We start from the raw sequence: 17,234 nt of genomic DNA on the forward strand, positions 1-17,234 counted from the left end.
GGCGCGAGGCTAAACCGGCACCCCGACGCTGGCCAGGGCCCGCAGCGGGCCGGCGGTGCGGATGGCGTCGATCTGGGCCGGATCGCGCACGTAAAAGGTGCCGCCGAAGGACAGAGCGTTCAGGGACACACCCTGGAAGTGTTCCCGGCTGCGCGGCAGCACCAGCATCCAGCCATCGCCCACCAGCATGTTGCAGGGCGGCAGCAGGCCGTCCGCGCCGGGACGCAGATCGAGCGCGGCGCAAGCCTGGCCGAACGCGATCAGCATGGCCCGGGCGCTGGCCTCGGCATCGGCGCCCAGTCCGGCATCCACACGCACGAAGCAATGGGCCAGGTCCAACGCGGGATGGCGGACGATGGCGCCCTGCGTCCGGTCCGCCGACAAGCCGGCCCCCAGGGCGCGCAGCGAAGCGTTGCCGGGCTCATCGGGAATCCACTGCACGTGCTTGTGCCGCTGGCTGGCGCCCGCGGCGGCGCCGCCATTGTAGAAGCCCAGCCCGCCTTCCTTCGACAGGATGAAGGCCAGGGCCTGGAAGTCGATTGCCTCCAGAGGCGAAAGCTGCTCGGCGAACATCCGCCGGGCCAGCACCAGATGATGGAGGCACACGGGAAACTTGTTGAGGATGGCGGCGTGGTGCTCCCCCACCGGACCGACGAGCAGAGCCGGATCGGGTTTCAGGAAGGGATTGAAATCGGGATCGCGCGGCCCGCCCGGCAGGGTGACGGCCTGACTTGCCGCGGATTGCGGTCGCCCGGGCGCGCCATCCCGGGCCGCCGCGTCCTTGGCTGCCAGCGCGGCCACCCAACGGACGATGAACGGCAGGCCATGGTCCTCGATCACGACCTGCTCGGCCACGATCGGCTGCAGATCGCCCGAGGCGACGGCCTGGTCACTGCGCGCGCGCACGACATCCATGAAGTTAGAATGCATATTCCTCCCCCTGCATGGGCGGTTCTCGTCCCGCCGGCCGCGCCGGCGGATTCCCGGGCCCGCCGGCGGATTTCCCCGATTGTAGGAGATCGCCGCAAAAGATGCCCGATCGGGGGATGAAAACCGCACATGGAGGTGTTTCATGTTTTCCTGTCCACGCATGCGGACATTCGTCCGAAGCGCCCTGGCGATGGGTGCGGGCCTCTGGCTGGCCGGTTGCGCCAATATCGCCGCCACTCCGCCGGGCACGCCGCTGGCCCAGGTGACGGAGAAATTCGGCGCGCCCACACTGCAATGCGTCGACCGCCAGGGCCATGACCGCGTCGTCTGGTCGCGCCAGCCCATGGGGCAATACGCCTGGGGCGCCACAGTGGACGCGCAGGGCCGCGTCCAGGGCGTCGAACCCATCCTGACCGACGAGCACTTCCAGATCCTGAAGCAAGGCGAGTGGACGGCGGCCCAGGTGCGCTGCGAGTTCGGACCGCCCGCCATCATCGACACGGCCGGCCTGCCCAACGCGCGCCAGATCGTCTGGAGCTACCGCTACAAGCAGGACCATGCCTGGAATTCGCTGATGTATGTCTTCATGGGACCCGATGGCGATCGGGTGACGAAATTCCACCCGGGGCCCGACCCAATGTACGACCAGGAAAATTCGTTCCCCAGACTCTGAAACCGCGTCCAAGCGACATGGCCGCAGCCTGACCGCCATGATGACGGACTACGCGACGCGGAGTGCGGGGTAGAGCCTTCATTCGCTGCGATCGACTCATGGCGGGACTCGCACCCGCCAGTGTCCTGTCTGGTGAGTTTGGTCACTTGAATTCGGATGCATGGGCTTGTCAGGCAAGGCGCAAACCGCGGCGATAGCCGGTGCTATCGCGAGGATGAGTCTGGACACGGAGCAGTCCCTTGTATCTGCGGACTGCTCCGTGCCTGACGAATCCGAACCGCTTACAAGCGGTGAGGTGGACAAGCAACGCAGCATGGCGAGCCCAGGCGCCGCAGGTAAGGATCGGAATCAGCCGGACAGGACACTGATATGGTCGCTTTCTGTCAATAGAAATAAAAATGATTTTATCTGTTGATGCTCAGTGGTACGGGGCGATGCGGCACCAGTCTGCTGCTGCGACGATGGATCAGACTGATATCCGTGGGTTGGTTACCACCGTGCATCGATCCGTCGTGGAAGCTGCCTCGCTCTAGTGACGCAGGTTGCCCCGTGGGGTTCTGTTGATTGTGTTCTCGAGGATTCTTCCTATCGTGATTCGTACCGCATCGCCTCGTACCACTGCTCTCCGGTTACTGCTGACGGATTGCGCCCTGGCGGGCGATCGCCCAAATAAAACCAGCCAATTCACGGGCCACGGCCACGCAAACCTTGTTCGGCTGCATGCCTCGGTGCGCGAGCTGGGAGAAGCGCGCACACAGGCGCAACTGCGCCTTCCAGGCATGGTTGCGAATCTCGGGGGCAAGATCCCGACTGCGCATGCGCAAGACATTGCTCATGCGCGCCGGGAAACGGTAATTCCACGCCGCCTCGGTGAGCAGCCGCCGGGCGTGGGCGTTGCCCGTCTTGGTAATCGAGCCACGCCTGACCGTGCCGCCGCTGGAATGCTCCGAGGGCACCAGCCCCAGGTAGCCCATAAGTTGACGCGCCGTGGCAAAGCGGTTGATGTCACCGATCTCGCACACCAGCCCGATGGCGCTGACCGTATCGATGCCGCGTAGCGCCCGCAAGGCTGCCACGGTAGGCGCAAACTGCCAGTCGGCGGCACTTTGCTCCAGCGCGTTGGTCAGCCGCCGCACCCGCTCATCGGCCGCCTGCACAGCCAGCTGATACTCAGTCAGCGCAATCTGGTCGGCGGGTTCATCAAATCGTTGGTCCGCAATCCAGCGTTCGTGCATCTTTGTCCAGGCCGTCTTGCCCTCGTACAGACGCCCGGCACGCAGCAGGAACGCCTTCAGTTGCTGGCGCGCCTTCACACGGGCATCGACCGCATCTTCTCGAGCCCGCCACAGGTTGCGGATTGCTTCATGAGCCGCATCGGGTACCCAGATGGCTTTGAGTTCACCGGCGCGAGACAGTTCGGCCAAACGGGCACAATCGCGCCGGTCGGTCTTGACGCGTTCACCCGCCCGCCGGGGAATGAGCGATGGCGCGATGATCTCGCATCGGTAGCCACGCGCTGCGAGCGCCCGCTGCAGTCCGTAGCCCGTCGGGCCCGCTTCGTAGACCACGCTTACCTGCGCCGCGTTGCCATACCGATGCAGCACCTTGAGCACCTGCTGCAGATCAGGCCCGACGGAACCCACGAAGCGGCTCGCCTCACGCCCTGGCTCGCACACAGCAACCGCCGTACTGTCCTTATGCACGTCCAGGCCGACATAGAATCTGATATCGTTGTCCATGGCTCGTCTCCATACGGTTTGCGGCTGGTCCGCCACGCCGCATGTGGCTCGGCACCCTCGTGAGAGCGCGCAATCCACGATACAGGAGACGGGCCGCTTCCGCTTAACGAGCGACCATTATGTCTAGTGGGTGCGCCCTGCCGGGCGCACCAAAGAAAAGGCCCTGTAAAACAGGGCCTTGACTCTTGCAGATTGGCGGAGACGGAGGGATTCGAACCCTCGATGCGGGTATAAGCCGCATGCTCCCTTAGCAGGGGAGTACCTTCAACCACTCGGCCACGTCTCCAGCAAGACCGGCATTCTAGCACAGGACGCGGCGGGCGCCGGCAAGGCGCCGCCATGCCCCGGACACCCGGTCAGACCTCGGCCTGGACGGCTTCCTGGTCCAGTTCGAAGGCCTTGTGCAGGGCGCGCACGGCCAGTTCCATGTACTTGTCGTTGATCAGCACGGAGGTCTTGATCTCGGACGTGCTGATCATCTGAATGTTGATGCCCTCTTCCGCCAGGGTGCGGAACATCAGGCTGGCGACGCCGACGTGGCTGCGCATGCCGATGCCGACGATGGAGACCTTGGCGACCTTGTCGTCGGAGACGATGTCGCCGGCACCCACGGCCGGACCGACCTGGTTCTTCAGCAGCTCCAGGGTGCGCGCGAAGTCGTTGCGGTTGACCGTGAAGGAGAAATCGGTCATGCCCTGCTGGGAGATGTTCTGCAGGATCATGTCCACGTCGATGTTGGCCGCGGCCACGGGCCCCAGAATCGAATAGGCCACGCCCGGGGTGTCGGGAACGTTGCGCAGGGTGACTTTGGCTTCGTCGCGGCTGAAGGCGATGCCGGAGACAACGGCGGTTTCCATTTTCTGGTCTTCCTCGAAAGTGATGAGCGTGCCCGAGTGCATTTCCTCTTCGACCGGAATCATGGGATCGGTCAGCGAGGACAGGACCCGCAGCGGCACTTGGTATTTGCCGGCGAATTCGACGGAACGGATCTGCAGGACCTTGGAGCCGAGCGAGGCCATTTCCAGCATTTCCTCGAAGGAAATGACGTTCATGCGACGGGCTTCGGGGACGACGCGCGGGTCGGTTGTGTAGACACCGTCCACGTCGGTGAAGATGAGGCACTCGTCGGCGCCCATGGCGGCGGCGACCGCCACGGCCGAAGTGTCCGAACCGCCCCGCCCCAGGGTGGTGATGTGGCCGTCGTCGTCGATACCCTGGAAGCCGGTGACGATCACCACGCGGCCCGCTTCGAGGTCGGCGCGGATGCGGGTGTCATCGATGGAGCGGATGCGCGCCTTGGTGTAGGCGCTATCGGTGCGCACCGGAACCTGCCAGCCGGCGTAGCTGCGGGCGGCCACGCCCTGGCGCATCAGGGCGATGGCCAGCAGTGCGCTGCTGGCCTGTTCGCCGGTGGCGGCCAGCATGTCGAGCTCGCGCGGGTCGGGCTGGGGGGAGATTTCCTTGGCCAGGCCCAGCAGACGGTTGGTTTCACCCGCCATGGCGGAAGGCACGACGACGACCTGGTGGCCGGCGGCGTGCCATTTGGCGACCCGCCGCGCGACGTTCTGAATGCGTTCGACGGAGCCCATCGAGGTGCCGCCGTATTTCTGGACGATTAGCATGATGCCTTGATGAAGGTTGAAGCCCGGCGAGCCGGCAAAACGGATTATTCTACCTGGGTTTTCGGCAGGCACAGCACACGGCCGCGCCGCACCACGATCCAGGCGCCTTCATGGCGCAGCCGCACGTCACGGTCGTACCCCAGGGCGTGGACCTCGCGCAGTTGGCGCAGCCAGGCCCGCAAGCGGGCCTCGGTAGGCATGCGCAAGCCCAAAGCGCGCAGCCAGTGGCGCAGCGCCTGAACCTGGCGCGGAGCCGGCAGCGCGCGCCAGGCGGCGAGCGAAAACTCCCGCCCGTCGGGCGAGGGGTCCAGCCCCGGCCAGTCGGCCCGGGCGGCCTCGTCCACCCAGTCAGACAGTTCCTGCGCCTGGACGGCGTGGCGGGCCAGGGTCCTGCGCCAGGCGGGCCAGCGTGCGTCCAGCGCCGGGGCCAGTCCGGCGCGCAGGGCGGCCCGGGCGTAGCGGTCGTCGGCATTGCTGGGATCGCCGACCGGCCGCCAGCCGCTCAGCGCCTCGAAACGCCGGGCGCAATCCAGGATCATGGACCGGGGCTGGTCCAGCCAGGGCCGGCTCCAGACCAGGCCATCGCGCTCCATTACGGGACGCATGGCCGCGAGGCCCAGCGGCCCGGTCCCGCGCAACAGGCGCAGCAGCACGGTTTCGGCCTGGTCGTCCTGGTGATGGGCCAGCAACAGATGCCCGATGCCGGCCTGGGCGGCCAGATCGGCCAGAGCGGCGTACCGGGCATCCCGGGCTGCGGCTTCCATGCCCCGCCCGTCGACGTCGACGGCCACCCGCCGGCTATGGCAGTCCGCCTTCAGCAACCCCGCCAGCCGATGCGCATGGACCAGCCAGTCATCGGCCCCGGCCTGCAGGCCGTGATGAATATGGAAGCAATGCAAGCGCAGACCGCGCCGCCGGGCGACGCGGGCCGCATGCAGGGCCAGCATGGCGGAATCGGCCCCGGCGCTCAGCGCCACGCCGATGGCCGGATCGGCCGGCCGCGCCGCCAGGGCGGCGTCGACCGCCCGCAGCAGCGCCGGATCGAGCGCCGGCAGCCAGGGATCGGGATCATTGTCGGGCGCGGCGCAAGGCCGCTTCGGGGAGCGCGGCGTGGCCTCGTCCGGCCGCCGCACCCCGCCGGCGCGCGTCGTGCGACTAACGGGCTTCCTGGAAGCGCCCATACGCGGAGACGCGTTCGAGGCGACGGCGCAGCAGTTCATCCACGTCCATGCCGGAAAGTTCGCGCAGGGCGTCGGCCAGGGCGCGCTGAAGCTGGCGGGCCATGGTGACCGGATCGCGGTGGGCGCCACCCACGGGCTCGTTGACCACGCGGTCGATCAGGCCCAGGTCTTTCAGGCGCGGCGCGGTGATGGCCAGGGCCTCGGCCGCGATGGAGGCCTTGTCGGCGCTGCGCCACAGGATGGAGGCGCAGCCTTCGGGCGAGATGACGGCATAGGTGGCGTACTGCAGCATCATGACCGTGTCGCCCACGGCGATCGCCAGCGCGCCGCCCGAGCCGCCCTCGCCGATGATGGTGACGATGATGGGTACCTTGAGACCAGCCATGGCGTACAGGTTGTGGCCGATGGCCTCGGACTGGCCGCGCTCCTCGGCCCCGACGCCCGGATAGGCGCCCGGAGTGTCGACGAAGGTAAACACCGGCAGACGGAATTTTTCGGCCAGTTTCATCAGGCGCAGGGCCTTGCGGTAGCCTTCCGGCAGCGGCATGCCGAAATTGCGCAAGGCGCGTTCCTTGGTGTCGCGACCTTTCTGGTGACCGATGACCATGCAGGGCGTCCCGTTGAAACGCGCCAGCCCGCCCACGATGGACTGATCGTCGGCGTACATGCGGTCGCCGTGCAGTTCATGGAAATCCGTGAACAGCGCCTGGACATAGTCCATGGTGTAGGGCCGCTGGGGATGGCGGGCCACCAGCGCGGTCTGCCAGGGCGTGAGCTTGGCGTAGATGCTCTTGGCCAGGGACTGGCTCTTCTGCTGCAGGCGGTTGACCTCTTCGGAGATGTCGACGGCGGAATCGGTCTGCACGTAGCGCAGTTCCTCGATTTTCTGGTCGAGTTCGGCCAGAGGCTGTTCGAATTCAAGAAATGTATTTCGCATGAGAGCAGGGGTCCTAGGACGGAATTTCGGAACTCGATCAGTACTCGACGGCGGCGGCATCCATGCTGCGCCACAGGTACCAACTGGCGACCGTGCGCCACGGCGCCCAGGCCTGGGAGACTTCACGAGCCTCGAAGCGCGAGACCGGCTCGCCGCTGAAGTAGTGATGGGAAATGGCCTTGAGCAGCGCCGTGTCGTCCAGCGGCAGGACATCGGGGCGCCCGAGAAAGAAGATCAGGAACATTTCCGCCGTCCACCGGCCCACGCCGCGGATGTCGCACAGCAGCGCCATCACGGCCGCGTCGTCGCGGGATTCCCACCAGGCCGGATCCAGGCGTTCGGGCAAGGAAAAGAACTCGGCCGCATCGCGCAGGTATTGGGCCTTGCGCAGGGACAGGCCGAACTCGCGCAGTTCGGCCTCGGAGAACCGGGCGATGCGGCCGGGCTGGACGTCGTTGCCACAGGCCTGGACCAGCCGGACCCAGAGCTTGCGCCCCAGAACCAGGGAAATCTGCTGGCCGACGATGATGCGGATCAAGGTCTGGAACGGGCTCTGGCGCGCCTGGATGGATTCGTGGCCGTAGACCGGGATCAGCTTGCGCAGGATGCGGTCGCGCTGCATCAGGTGTTCGCAGGCCTGCGTCCAGTAGGCGGGCCGCGGCGCGACGGGGCTGTGATGCTGCATGTCCATGGTCACACCCGCCGCCATTGGGTGGCGCCACCGGCCGCATCGGCCAGTTCGACGCCCTGCTCGCGCAATTGCGCGCGAATGGCATCGGCCCGGGCGAAATCGCGCGCGGCCTTGGCCTGGGCGCGTTCGGCGACCAGGGCCTCGATGGCCTCGGAGGGCAGCGTATCGGCCCGCACGCCGCCCGCCAGGAAGCGGGTGGAGGATTTCAGGTAGTCCTCGGGATCGGCCTGCAGCAAGCCCAGGATGCCGCCCAGTGTGCGCATCAGGCCGCTGGCCCGGACGCTGGATTCGCGGTTGGCCCGGCCCGCCAGGTCGAACAGCACGGCCACGGCCCCGGCCGTGTTGAAGTCATCGTCCATGGCGGCACGGAAGGCCTGCGCGGCCGGATCGTCCCAGTCGACGGCAACGTCGGCGGGCGGCACGCTGGCGAGCGTCTGGTAGAGCCGATCCAGGGCGTTCTGGGCGTCCATCAGGTTATCGGGCGTGTAGTTCTGGGCGCTGCGATAGTGGCTGCGCACCAGGAAGAAGCGCAGCATCTCGGCTTCGCGCGGGTTGACGGCGTAGTCCGCGCGGTCGTCGGCCGCATCCAGCGCCACCGTGTCGCGGATGCGCCGGAAATTGCCCAGGGACTTGGACATTTTTTCGGCGTCCACCATCATCGGGCCGCAGTGCATCCAGGTCGTGGCCAGGGTGCCGCCGAAGGCGCCCTCGCTCTGTGCGATCTCGTTTTCGTGATGGGGGAATTTCAGGTCCGGGCCGCCGCCATGGATATCCAGCGGCATGCCCAGCAGCGCATGGCTCATGGCCGAGCATTCGATGTGCCAGCCCGGGCGCCCCGGCCCGTAGGGGGAATCCCAGCGGGTGTCGGCGGGTTCTTCGGGCTTGGCGGACTTCCACAGCACGAAGTCCAGCGGATCCTGCTTGCCGGCCGATACGGCGACACGTTCGCCCGCGCGCAGGTCGTCGAGCGACTTGCCCGACAGCTTCCCGTAGCCGGGGAACTTGCGTACCGGGAAATTGACGTCGCCGTCCGCGCCCTGGTAGGCCAGGCCCCTGGATTCGAGCGTGCGGATGATGTCGAGCATGCCGGCCACGTGTTCCGTGGCGCGCGGCTCGTCGTCGGGGGGCTGGACCCCCAGGGCGCGCTCGTCGGCGCGCATGGCGTCGATGAAGAATTCCGTGAGCGCGCGGATCGTCACGCCGCGCTCGACTGCGCGGCGGATGATCTTGTCGTCGATGTCGGTGATGTTGCGCACATAGCGCACCTGGTAGCCCGAGGCCCGCAGCCAGCGCTGCACCACGTCGAAGCCCACCAGCATCCGCGCGTGGCCCAGATGGCAGAAGTCGTAGACCGTCATGCCGCAGACGTACATGCGCACCACCCCCGGCTCCACCGTCCGCAACGGAATTTTCTGGCGAGTCAGGGTGTCGTGGATATGAAGCATGTCGGACCGGATGAGGCGAGCAAACCCGCCGCTCCGGACCATGCGGGCAGCGCGCGGGGATGTAAAATGGATTGACAAGTATACCGTCCCTAGGGAACCTCTGAACAAGTCGAGCGGCAAGCAGGCGCTGCGGCTTCGGGTTGGATGCAAGCTACGCCGCGGATGCACGCGACGCGAGGACTTGTTCAGAGGTTCCTTGGTCCGGCAATCCCAGAACCCCATCCATAAGGCGCCCCGAGACGTGACCCGCCCCTTCCTTCCTGTTTTGGCCCTGTGCGCCTGCCTGACGGCGGGGCCGGCCCTCGCGGCATCCTCGGGCGCCGGCGCCGACGCGGGCCCTTCAAGCCTGAACTACGACCCCGAGACCGGAGCGTTCACCGAAGCCCCGCCGCCGGAACGCGGCTGGCAGGCCTTCGCCGACCTGCTGAAAAAGGCCGCGCCGTCGGTGGACACGGCCATTCCGCTGACCCCCGCCCAGATCGCCGACCACGTGGCGGCGCTGATCGACGCGGGCCGCGCCGAAGCAGCCCTGGATATCATCGCCAAGCACCAGGCCGCGCGCAACGAGGCCGTCACGCCGGGCACCGACGTCCAGCTGCGCTACCAGCAGGGCCGCGCCCTGGCGGCGCTGGGCCGGCACGACGAAGCCATGGCCGTCTGGCGCCAGATGACCACCGACTACCCCGAACTGCCCGAACCCTGGAACGCCCTGGCGATCGAATATGCCCGCCGTGGACAACTCCAGCTGGCCCGCGACGCGCTGGACATGGCGCTGGTGTCGGACCCGTCCTTCGCCCCGGCACTGGAAAACCTGGGGCACGTGCAGATGCGCCTGGCCCGGGAATCCTTCGACCGCGCCCGGGCGGCGGGCGCGTCCCCCACCCCGGCCGCCGCCCCCGCCGTCCAGCCCGCGCACGACAAAACCTCCGCCCCTAAGGCACAATAACCTTTTGCCCTGGACGCTTCCATGTCCCATTCGTCGTTCCTTTCCCGCGTCCTGCCCTGGACACGGGCCTGCAGCCTGGGCTGCGCCCTGGTCCTGGCGGGCGGCGCCGCCGCCGCGCAGGCCGATTCCAACCCTTCCTCCCAAAGCACAGCCATGAGCACTCATCCGCACGTCAGAATGCACACCAACAAGGGCGATCTGCTGATCGAACTGGACGCCGAAAAAGCCCCCAAGACCGTCGAGAACTTCCTCACCTACGTAAAGGAAGGCTTCTACGACGGCACCATCTTCCATCGCGTCATCAACAACTTCATGATCCAGGGCGGCGGCTTCGAGCCCGGCATGAAGCAGAAGCAGACTCACGGCCCCGTCGAGAACGAAGCCAACAACGGCCTGAAGAACGACCGCTACACGCTCGCCATGGCGCGCACCGCCGATCCTCATTCGGCCACGGCCCAGTTCTTCATCAATGTGGCCGACAACGATTTTCTGAACTTCACCGCGCCCACCTCCAACGGCTGGGGCTACGCCGTGTTCGGCCGCGTCATCGAGGGCACCGAGGTCGTCGATGAAATCAAGAAGGTGAAGACCGGCAGCAAGGGCTTCCACCAGGACGTGCCCACCGAGGACGTCGTCATCGAAAGCGCCACGCTAGTAGACCTCTGAACAAGTCCTCACGTCGCGTACATCCGCGGACTCGGGCGGTCTGCGGCGTCCGCTTTCCGCTCGACTTATCCAGAGGTCCACTGGTTGAATAAACTGGCGCTGCGGGGCGCCGTCTGGGTCGCCTCGGACATCCACCTGGGCGAGGCCGTCCCGGAGACGGCCCGCGCCTTCTACGACTTCCTGGATCGGGCCCGGCGCCAGGCAGACGCCCTGATCCTGTGCGGCGATATCTTCGACGCCTGGATCGGCGACGATCACGCCCTGCGCGAACCGCCCGCCTGGCTCGCCGCCGCCCTGGGCGAACTGGGCACCACCGCCCGGGCCATCCCTCTGTGGCTGGCGCGCGGCAACCGCGACTTCCTGATGGGTCCCGCCCTGGCCGATGCGCTGGGGGCCCGCCTGCTGGACGCGCCCGCCGTTCTGGATACGGATGCCGGTCCGATCCTGCTGGCCCACGGCGACGAATTCTGCACCGACGACCTCGCCTATCAGCGCTTCCGCCGCATCGTCCGCACCCCCTGGATCCAGCACGTCTTCCTGGCTCTGCCGCTGGGCGCGCGGCGCGCGATCGCCGCGCGCGCGCGCGCGCGCAGCCGGCAGGCCCGCCAGGCCAAGCCGATGGTGATCATGGACGTGAATCCGGCGGCCGTCGTCCGTGCCCTGCGCGCCGCCGGATGCAGCACCCTGATCCACGGACACACGCATCGGCCCGCCGTCCATGCGCTGGACCTGGACGGCCGCGCGGCGTGGCGCTACGTGCTGCCCGACTGGGAATTCGACCATGGCGCCCCTCCCCGGGGCGGCTGGATCGAAATCGACGCGGCCGGAATCCGGCTGGAGCGGCTGTAGGAGATCGCCGCCCGCGAGCGGCCCCGGGCCTGGCGGACGCGGCACCTGGCCCGGGAGGGACCGCGCCCCGTCAGTCTTCCCGAGTCTCGGCCTCGGGATCGAACGGGTCGAGGCTGTCGATCTGGACGGCGGCGATGCGGCGGCCCTCCAGGGCGGCGACGGTGAAGCGGAAGCCGCCGTAGCCGCGCACGAGCTCGCAGTGGTCGCCGACGTCGGGCAGGCGCCCGAACCGGCTCAGCAGGTAGCCCGCGATGGTGGAGTATTCCTCATGCTCATCCACCAGGCCGTCGGTGTGCAGGATCTGCTCCAGATGGTGCAGGTCGGCAGCGCCGTCCACACGCCAGCGGCCATTGCCCTGATCGATGATGTCGGGCGCCTCGTCCTCGTCGGGGAATTCCCCGGCGATGGCCTCGAAGATGTCGATCGGCGTCACCACGCCGACGATCGAGCCGAACTCGTCGGCCACCAGGACCAGCAGCCCGTGCGAACGTTTGAGCGTTTCCATGAGCTGCAGGATGGGAATGGTCTCGTGCACGATGATGGGCTCGCGCAGCCGGGTCTCGCGGATGCCGCCATGTTCCAGCAGATCCAGCAGCAGGTCCTTGGCACGGCCCACGCCCACGACCTCGTCCAGAGTGCCCCGGCACACCGGGAAGAAGCTGTGGGGCTCCCGAATCAGCTGGGCGCGCAGATCCTCCACCGGAGCGTTCAGGTTGATCCAGGACACGTCGGTGCGCGGCGTCATCACGGAATGGACGTTGCGGTCGCTGAGCGTCAGCACGCCGCTGACCATGTTGCGTTCCTCGTCGCCGAAGGCTTCCACAGGCACCGGGGCATCCTGATCGTCATCGGGTTCAGGGCCGTCCATGGGCTTGCGGCCCAGCATCAGCAGCACGGCCTCGGCAGTGCGCTCGCGCAGCGGCCGGCGCATCTCGGCACGGCGCACATTGCGTCGCGCCCATTGGTTCAGGGTCTCGATCAGCACCGAAAACACGATGGCGGCGTACAGATAGCCCTTGGGGACGTGGAAGCCGAAGCCGTCGGCCACCAGCGAGAAACCGATCGTCAGCAAAAAGCCCAGGCACAGGATCACCACCGTCTGGTGGGCGTTGACGAAGGCGGTCAGCGGCTTGGACGCCACCAGCATGACCCCCATGGCGATCACCACCGCCGCCATCATGATCGCCAGGTGATCGACCATGCCCACGGCCGTGATCACCGAATCGACGGAGAATACCGCGTCCAGAATGACGATCTGCGTGACGATCACCCAGAAGCCGGCGTGCAGGCGGGAGCCGGAGGCGTGCTGGGTGCGTCCCTCGATGCGATCGTGCAGTTCGAAGGTGCCCTTGAACAGCAGGAAAAACCCGCCTACGATCAGGATCAGGTCGCGGCCCGAAAACGACAGGCCGCCCAGATGCACCAGCGGCTCGGTGAGCTTCACCAGCCAGGACATCAGCGTCAGCAGGAACAGGCGCATGATGAGCGCCAGGCTCAGGCCCAGGACGCGGGCGCGGTCGCGCTGCTTGGACGGCAGCTTGTCGACCAGGATGGCGATGAAGACCAGGTTGTCGATGCCCAGGACGATTTCCAGGACGATCAGGGTGAACAGGCCCACCCAGGCTGCCGGATCCAGCAACCACTCCATAATCGTGTCCCTTCAGTCGCGCAGATGGGCCATCATCTGGGTGAATATCTTGGGCGGCGCGGCCAGCACGTTGCCCGATTCCATCCAGCCTTGCTCGCCCTGGAAATCGGCCATCAGACCGCCGGCCTCCAGCACCAGCAGGCTGCCGGCCGCCATGTCCCAGGGCTTGAGCCCGACACCGCAGAAGCCGTCCAGCCGGCCGCTGGACACCCAGGCCAGGTCCAGGACCGTGGAGCCCGTGCGCCGGGCCGCCACGCTTTCGGCCAGCAGGGGCACGAAGGGCGAGGTCGCCGGCAGCGCCGTGGACTGGGGAATGTGCGAGGCCAGCAGGGCGTCGTGATAGCGTATGCAGGCGGACACCCGCACCCGACGGTCGTTCAGGAAAGCGCCGCTGCCCCGACTGGCGGTGAACATCTCGTTGCGCGTGGGATCGTAGACTACGGCGTGCGCGGCCTGGCCGCGATGCATCAGCGCGATGGACACGGCATAGTGGGCGAAACCATGGATGAAGTTCGTGGTGCCGTCCAGTGGGTCGATCACCCACTGGAACTCGGTGCCGGACTGGCCGTCCGCCGCCTGGTGGCGGCCCGACTCCTCGGCCAATATGCCGTGGTCGGGATAGGCTGTGCGTAAAATGTCGATGATGGATTCCTCGGCGGCCCGGTCGATTTCCGTGACGTAGTCCTTCGGCCCCTTGCGCGCCACGTTCAGGCGTTCCAGGTCGAGGCTGGCGCGGTTGATGATGGCGCCGGCACGGCGTGCCGCCTTGATGGCGGTGTTGAGCATCGGGTGCATAGGTTTCCAAAGATCACGGGTAACAAGCTTCTATTTTAAATGACTCCGCCAGTTTCCTCCGACACGCCCGCCGACGCCCCGGATCTCTTCGCCCGGGTGCGCTTCGTCATGGTCAGCCCCACCCACCCCGGCAACGTCGGTTCGGCGGCCCGCGCGATCAAGACCATGGGCTTCCACGACCTGCGCCTGGTGGCCCCCGCCGACCCGGACATCCAGCGCCGACCCGACGCCCTCGCCCTGGCGAGCGGGGCCGGCGACATCCTGGAACGCGCCCGCATGCACGCCACCCTGTCCGAGGCGCTGGGGTCCGCGACCCTGGCCTTCGCCCTGACAGCGCGGGCGCGGGCCATCGGCCCCCCGCCCTGCGACATCCGCGAGGCCGCCCTGCAGTCGGCCACCGAACTGGCCCGACCGGACGCGCGCGTCGCCATCGTCCTGGGCACGGAGCGCACCGGCCTGTCCAACGAGGACATCACCCTGTGCCAGCGAGTCTGCCACATCCCCGCCAATCCGGCGTACAGTTCGCTGAATGTGTCCCAGGCGCTGCAGCTGGCCGCCTGGGAAATGCGCTATGCCCTGCTGCTCCAGGCCGGCGCGGCGCGCCTGCCCGACACCCACGCCCGGCACGATCCGGGATCGGACCCGGCCAGCGGCGAACGCGTCCAGGCCATGCTGGATCATTTCGAGCAGGCCCTGGTGGCCGTGGGGTTCCTCGACCCCCGGCATCCGAAGAAACTCGTGCCGCGCATGCGGCAGATGTGGACTCGCAACCGGCTGAGCGCCGACGAAGTGGATATGGTGCGCGGCCTGTGCACCGCCATGATCCGCAGCGCAGGACCAGCGGCATCCGGCGGCGCGCGGGCCCGGCACGATCTCCCCGATGAATACGAACAGGCCCTGAGCCCCGACCGACATGTTTGACCAGCTTCGAGAAGATATCGCCTGCATCCACGAACGCGATCCGGCCGCCCGCAGCCGCATCGAGATCCTGACCTGTTATCCCGGGCTGCACGCCATCCTGGTCCACCGTCTGGCGCACGGCCTGTGGCGGCGCGGCTGGTACTGGGCGGGCCGCTTCGTGTCCCACCTGGGACGCCTGCTGACCGGCATCGAGATCCACCCCGGCGCGCGCATCGGCCGGCGCGTGTTCATCGACCACGGCTTCGGCGTAGTGATCGGCGAGACCGCCGAGATCGGCGACGACTGCACCATCTACCAGGGCGTCACCCTGGGCGGCACCCGGCTGTACAAGGGCGAGAAGCGCCACCCCACCCTGGAGGAAGGCGTGGTCGTGGGCGCGGGCGCCCAGATCCTGGGCGGCTTCACCGTGGGCGCCCACGCCCGGATCGGGTCGAACGCGGTGGTGATCAAGCCCGTGCCCGCCGGGGCGACCGCCGTGGGCAACCCGGCGCGAGTGATCCTGCCGGAGGACCATGCGGCTTTCGCCTCGGCTGCCGGCGATGCGCCGGGCTCGGCCCCGGCTTCGGCGGCGTCCGGCCGGCCGGGGCCCGCGCAGCCGGACGCCGGCCCCACCCCGGCCGCCGCACGCACCGCCACGTCGCCCTGCCAGGAAGAAACCCCGCCCCCGCAATCCGAATGGGCCGCCCGGCCCCTGCAGGAGCTGCTGCAGCGCGGCCGGGCCGAAACCGCCCCCGCCGACGGCGCAGTCCCGCAAGAGGACTTCGCCCCCTATGGCGTCAGCCGCGCGGACGATGACCCGCTGGTCAAGGTACTGCACGAGCTGATCAACCACACGGCCCAGCAGGACGCACGCATCCAGCGCCTGTGTTCGGCCCTGGAAGACCTGGGTCAGCGCATCGAGAACGGCCAGCATCCGCTGGACGCGGAGCGGCTGAACCGGATGGTGGAGTAGCGGGGCCTGCGCGCCGCGCCTTGCGGGCTTGCTGTCCCCCTCGCGGCCTGCATGCAGCCCGGATTCGCCAGGCGCGGGCCGGTCCGCAGGGACCGCCCCGCGTCCGGGCGTCATCCCCAAGGAGGCGCCTTTTCATCCTGGGGCGTCCCGGCGATGAAAAAGGTCACTCATTCGCAGCCTTGTCTTTTTTCATCGGGGCCGGAATGGACTGGACCTCGCGCAGGGGGATGGGCGAACGCAGGCCCGCCTGGCGCAGCGCCTGCGGCGCACGGAGATGCAGGTCGAAATACACGTCCCAGTATTTTTCCGCCAGCGCCCACACGCGGATGTTCACCATGATGGTGCTGTCCCTGTATTCCATCACCATCACCCGAGGCGCCGGATCGGCCAGAATGTCGTCATGACGGTCCACCAGCGCCTGCAGCGTGCTCAGCGCCGCGTCCAGGTCGTCGTCGTAACGCACCCCCAGCATCATGTCCAGGCGGCGGGTCTTGTTGCGGCTGTAGTTGGTGATCGGACTGCCCCAGACCAGCGTGTTGGGCAGCAGGATCTGAATGCCGTCCACCTGCACGAAACGCGTCATGAACAGGCCGATCTCGTCCACCGTGCCGGAGCCCTGGCCGCCGATGGCGACGAATTCCCCCGCGCGCACCGGCCGCAGCACCAGCAGCATGATGCCAGCGGCGAAATTCTGCAGCGTGCCCTGCAGGGCCAGGCCGATGGCCAGGGCGGAAGCACCCAGCATGGCGACCAGGCTGGCGGTCTGCACGCCCAGGCGGGCCAGCACGGCCAGCAGCACCACGATGCGCACGGTCCAGACGGTGACGCTGCGGACCATGGGGACGATGGTCGGGTCGATCCGGGAGGACCGGTCCGCCACGTGGCGCACCCAGCGGCCCAACAGGTTGGACACGGTCCAGCCGATCACCAGGATTGCCAGGGTCACGCTGAGATTGATCGCGATACCGCTCAGATCGGGCAGGCTGGACCAGAAAGCCTGAAGCTGTTCCATGGCTGAAATCTCCAAGAATGAAGCACGAGGAACGCTGATTTTACGTCGGCCCGGGTCCGCTCCGATTGGCCGCCCAGGCCACCGACGGACCCGGCGGACACCACGATCGTTTTTATCCACCCGGGTTGTGGACAATTCCATGGACAAGTCCATGGAGACCTGGTTTTATCCCTACAGATCAAAGAGATAACCTCACGGGCGAAAAAATGACTGTTCCATGAATGCGG

The 17,234-nt window shown here is 67.4% G+C and carries 16 protein-coding genes and 1 tRNA gene; 6 read left to right on the forward strand and 11 right to left on the reverse strand.

Features of this window, described 5'->3' with window-relative positions; all coding sequences use genetic code 11:
- Nucleotides 1-9: 9 nt before the first annotated feature.
- Entirely contained in the window at nt 10-930 is a 921-nt protein-coding gene (locus ACTPOE_RS07800) for an ATP adenylyltransferase family protein (RefSeq protein ID WP_458871647.1), read from the reverse strand.
- 142 nt (nt 931-1,072) lie between these two features.
- On the opposite strand from ACTPOE_RS07800, the gene ACTPOE_RS07805 reads away from it, so the two are divergent.
- Nucleotides 1,073-1,603 (forward strand): hypothetical protein, encoded by a 531-nt coding sequence (locus tag ACTPOE_RS07805; RefSeq protein WP_458871649.1) that lies wholly within the window; start codon nt 1,073-1,075, stop codon nt 1,601-1,603.
- Nucleotides 1,604-2,232: 629 nt separating this feature from the next.
- On the opposite strand, the gene ACTPOE_RS07810 is transcribed toward ACTPOE_RS07805, so the two are convergent.
- The 7 genes from ACTPOE_RS07810 to cysS form a co-directional block, all read right to left on the reverse strand.
- Entirely contained in the window at nt 2,233-3,342 is a 1,110-nt protein-coding gene (locus ACTPOE_RS07810; protein ID WP_458871650.1) for an IS110 family RNA-guided transposase, read from the reverse strand.
- Between the two features lie 193 nt (nt 3,343-3,535).
- Nucleotides 3,536-3,628: transfer RNA gene (locus ACTPOE_RS07815), tRNA-Ser, on the reverse strand.
- A gap of 70 nt (nt 3,629-3,698) precedes the next feature.
- Nucleotides 3,699-4,967: an aspartate kinase gene (locus tag ACTPOE_RS07820; protein ID WP_458872785.1), complete on the reverse strand. Its 1,269-nt coding sequence runs from the start codon at nt 4,965-4,967 to the stop codon at nt 3,699-3,701.
- Nucleotides 4,968-5,008: 41 nt separating this feature from the next.
- A complete protein-coding gene (gene tilS, locus ACTPOE_RS07825; protein WP_458871651.1) occupies nt 5,009-6,145 on the reverse strand; it encodes a tRNA lysidine(34) synthetase TilS in 1,137 nt (378 codons plus the stop codon).
- Nucleotides 6,120-7,082 (reverse strand): acetyl-CoA carboxylase carboxyltransferase subunit alpha, encoded by a 963-nt coding sequence (locus ACTPOE_RS07830; protein ID WP_458871652.1) that lies wholly within the window; start codon nt 7,080-7,082, stop codon nt 6,120-6,122. The genes tilS and ACTPOE_RS07830 overlap by 26 nt, the downstream gene beginning before the upstream one ends.
- Before the next feature lie 37 nt (nt 7,083-7,119).
- The gene (locus ACTPOE_RS07835) at nt 7,120-7,767 is read right to left on the reverse strand and encodes a DNA-3-methyladenine glycosylase family protein (protein ID WP_458872786.1); all 648 of its coding nucleotides are present in this window, start codon (nt 7,765-7,767) and stop codon (nt 7,120-7,122) included.
- Nucleotides 7,768-7,775: 8 nt separating this feature from the next.
- Nucleotides 7,776-9,218, reverse strand: coding sequence for a cysteine--tRNA ligase (gene cysS, locus ACTPOE_RS07840; protein WP_458871653.1), 1,443 nt, complete (start codon nt 9,216-9,218; stop codon nt 7,776-7,778).
- Between the two features lie 241 nt (nt 9,219-9,459).
- Between cysS and ACTPOE_RS07845 the strand changes: the two genes are divergently transcribed.
- The 3 genes from ACTPOE_RS07845 to ACTPOE_RS07855 all read left to right on the forward strand — a co-directional run bounded on the left by ACTPOE_RS07845 (nt 9,460) and on the right by ACTPOE_RS07855 (nt 11,679).
- Nucleotides 9,460-10,164 (forward strand): tetratricopeptide repeat protein, encoded by a 705-nt coding sequence (locus ACTPOE_RS07845; RefSeq protein ID WP_458871654.1) that lies wholly within the window; start codon nt 9,460-9,462, stop codon nt 10,162-10,164.
- Nucleotides 10,165-10,317: 153 nt separating this feature from the next.
- Complete coding sequence (locus ACTPOE_RS07850; protein WP_458872787.1) at nt 10,318-10,830, forward strand: peptidylprolyl isomerase; 513 nt, start codon at nt 10,318-10,320, stop codon at nt 10,828-10,830.
- An 84-nt stretch (nt 10,831-10,914) separates the two neighbouring features.
- On the forward strand, nt 10,915-11,679 hold the full coding sequence (locus ACTPOE_RS07855) for a UDP-2,3-diacylglucosamine diphosphatase (protein WP_458871655.1): 765 nt from the start codon (nt 10,915-10,917) through the stop codon (nt 11,677-11,679).
- 70 nt (nt 11,680-11,749) lie between these two features.
- Here ACTPOE_RS07855 and ACTPOE_RS07860 read toward each other — a convergent pair whose 3' ends face one another.
- Together ACTPOE_RS07860 and ACTPOE_RS07865 are read right to left on the reverse strand one after the other, a co-directional pair.
- A complete protein-coding gene (locus ACTPOE_RS07860; protein WP_458871656.1) occupies nt 11,750-13,327 on the reverse strand; it encodes a TerC family protein in 1,578 nt (525 codons plus the stop codon).
- A 12-nt stretch (nt 13,328-13,339) separates the two neighbouring features.
- Nucleotides 13,340-14,122 carry an inositol monophosphatase family protein gene (locus ACTPOE_RS07865; protein WP_458871657.1) on the reverse strand — a complete coding sequence of 261 codons (783 nt, stop codon included), beginning with the start codon at nt 14,120-14,122 and terminating at the stop codon, nt 13,340-13,342.
- Nucleotides 14,123-14,161: 39 nt separating this feature from the next.
- Here ACTPOE_RS07865 and ACTPOE_RS07870 point away from each other — a divergent pair, with 39 nt between their 5' ends.
- Complete coding sequence (locus tag ACTPOE_RS07870) at nt 14,162-15,043, forward strand: RNA methyltransferase (RefSeq protein WP_458871658.1); 882 nt, start codon at nt 14,162-14,164, stop codon at nt 15,041-15,043.
- Nucleotides 15,036-15,995, forward strand: a complete 960-nt coding sequence (gene cysE / locus ACTPOE_RS07875; RefSeq protein ID WP_458871660.1) for a serine O-acetyltransferase — start codon at nt 15,036-15,038, stop codon at nt 15,993-15,995. Before ACTPOE_RS07870 ends, cysE begins: the two co-directional genes overlap by 8 nt.
- A 163-nt stretch (nt 15,996-16,158) precedes the next feature.
- Here cysE and ACTPOE_RS07880 read toward each other — a convergent pair whose 3' ends face one another.
- The gene (locus ACTPOE_RS07880; protein ID WP_458871661.1) at nt 16,159-17,007 is read right to left on the reverse strand and encodes a mechanosensitive ion channel family protein; all 849 of its coding nucleotides are present in this window, start codon (nt 17,005-17,007) and stop codon (nt 16,159-16,161) included.
- Nucleotides 17,008-17,234 lie beyond the last annotated feature (227 nt).

It is taken from the genome of Castellaniella sp. WN (assembly GCF_054457555.1).

What these genes read in the sequence shown, in the direction of transcription:
- ACTPOE_RS07835 (WP_458872786.1), bottom strand. Translation starts at nt 7,767, where the DNA reads ATGCAGCATCACAGCCCCGTCGCGCCGCGGCCCGCCTACTGGACGCAG.
- ACTPOE_RS07830 (WP_458871652.1), bottom strand. Translation starts at nt 7,082, where the DNA reads ATGCGAAATACATTTCTTGAATTCGAACAGCCTCTGGCCGAACTCGAC.
- tilS (WP_458871651.1), bottom strand. Translation starts at nt 6,145, where the DNA reads ATGGGCGCTTCCAGGAAGCCCGTTAGTCGCACGACGCGCGCCGGCGGG.
- ACTPOE_RS07800 (WP_458871647.1), bottom strand. Translation starts at nt 930, where the DNA reads ATGCATTCTAACTTCATGGATGTCGTGCGCGCGCGCAGTGACCAGGCC.
- cysS (WP_458871653.1), bottom strand. Translation starts at nt 9,218, where the DNA reads ATGCTTCATATCCACGACACCCTGACTCGCCAGAAAATTCCGTTGCGG.
- cysE (WP_458871660.1), top strand. Translation starts at nt 15,036, where the DNA reads ATGTTTGACCAGCTTCGAGAAGATATCGCCTGCATCCACGAACGCGAT.
- ACTPOE_RS07810 (WP_458871650.1), bottom strand. Translation starts at nt 3,342, where the DNA reads ATGGACAACGATATCAGATTCTATGTCGGCCTGGACGTGCATAAGGAC.
- ACTPOE_RS07805 (WP_458871649.1), top strand. Translation starts at nt 1,073, where the DNA reads ATGTTTTCCTGTCCACGCATGCGGACATTCGTCCGAAGCGCCCTGGCG.
- ACTPOE_RS07880 (WP_458871661.1), bottom strand. Translation starts at nt 17,007, where the DNA reads ATGGAACAGCTTCAGGCTTTCTGGTCCAGCCTGCCCGATCTGAGCGGT.
- ACTPOE_RS07865 (WP_458871657.1), bottom strand. Translation starts at nt 14,122, where the DNA reads ATGCACCCGATGCTCAACACCGCCATCAAGGCGGCACGCCGTGCCGGC.
- ACTPOE_RS07870 (WP_458871658.1), top strand. Translation starts at nt 14,162, where the DNA reads ATGACTCCGCCAGTTTCCTCCGACACGCCCGCCGACGCCCCGGATCTC.
- ACTPOE_RS07860 (WP_458871656.1), bottom strand. Translation starts at nt 13,327, where the DNA reads ATGGAGTGGTTGCTGGATCCGGCAGCCTGGGTGGGCCTGTTCACCCTG.
- ACTPOE_RS07850 (WP_458872787.1), top strand. Translation starts at nt 10,318, where the DNA reads ATGAGCACTCATCCGCACGTCAGAATGCACACCAACAAGGGCGATCTG.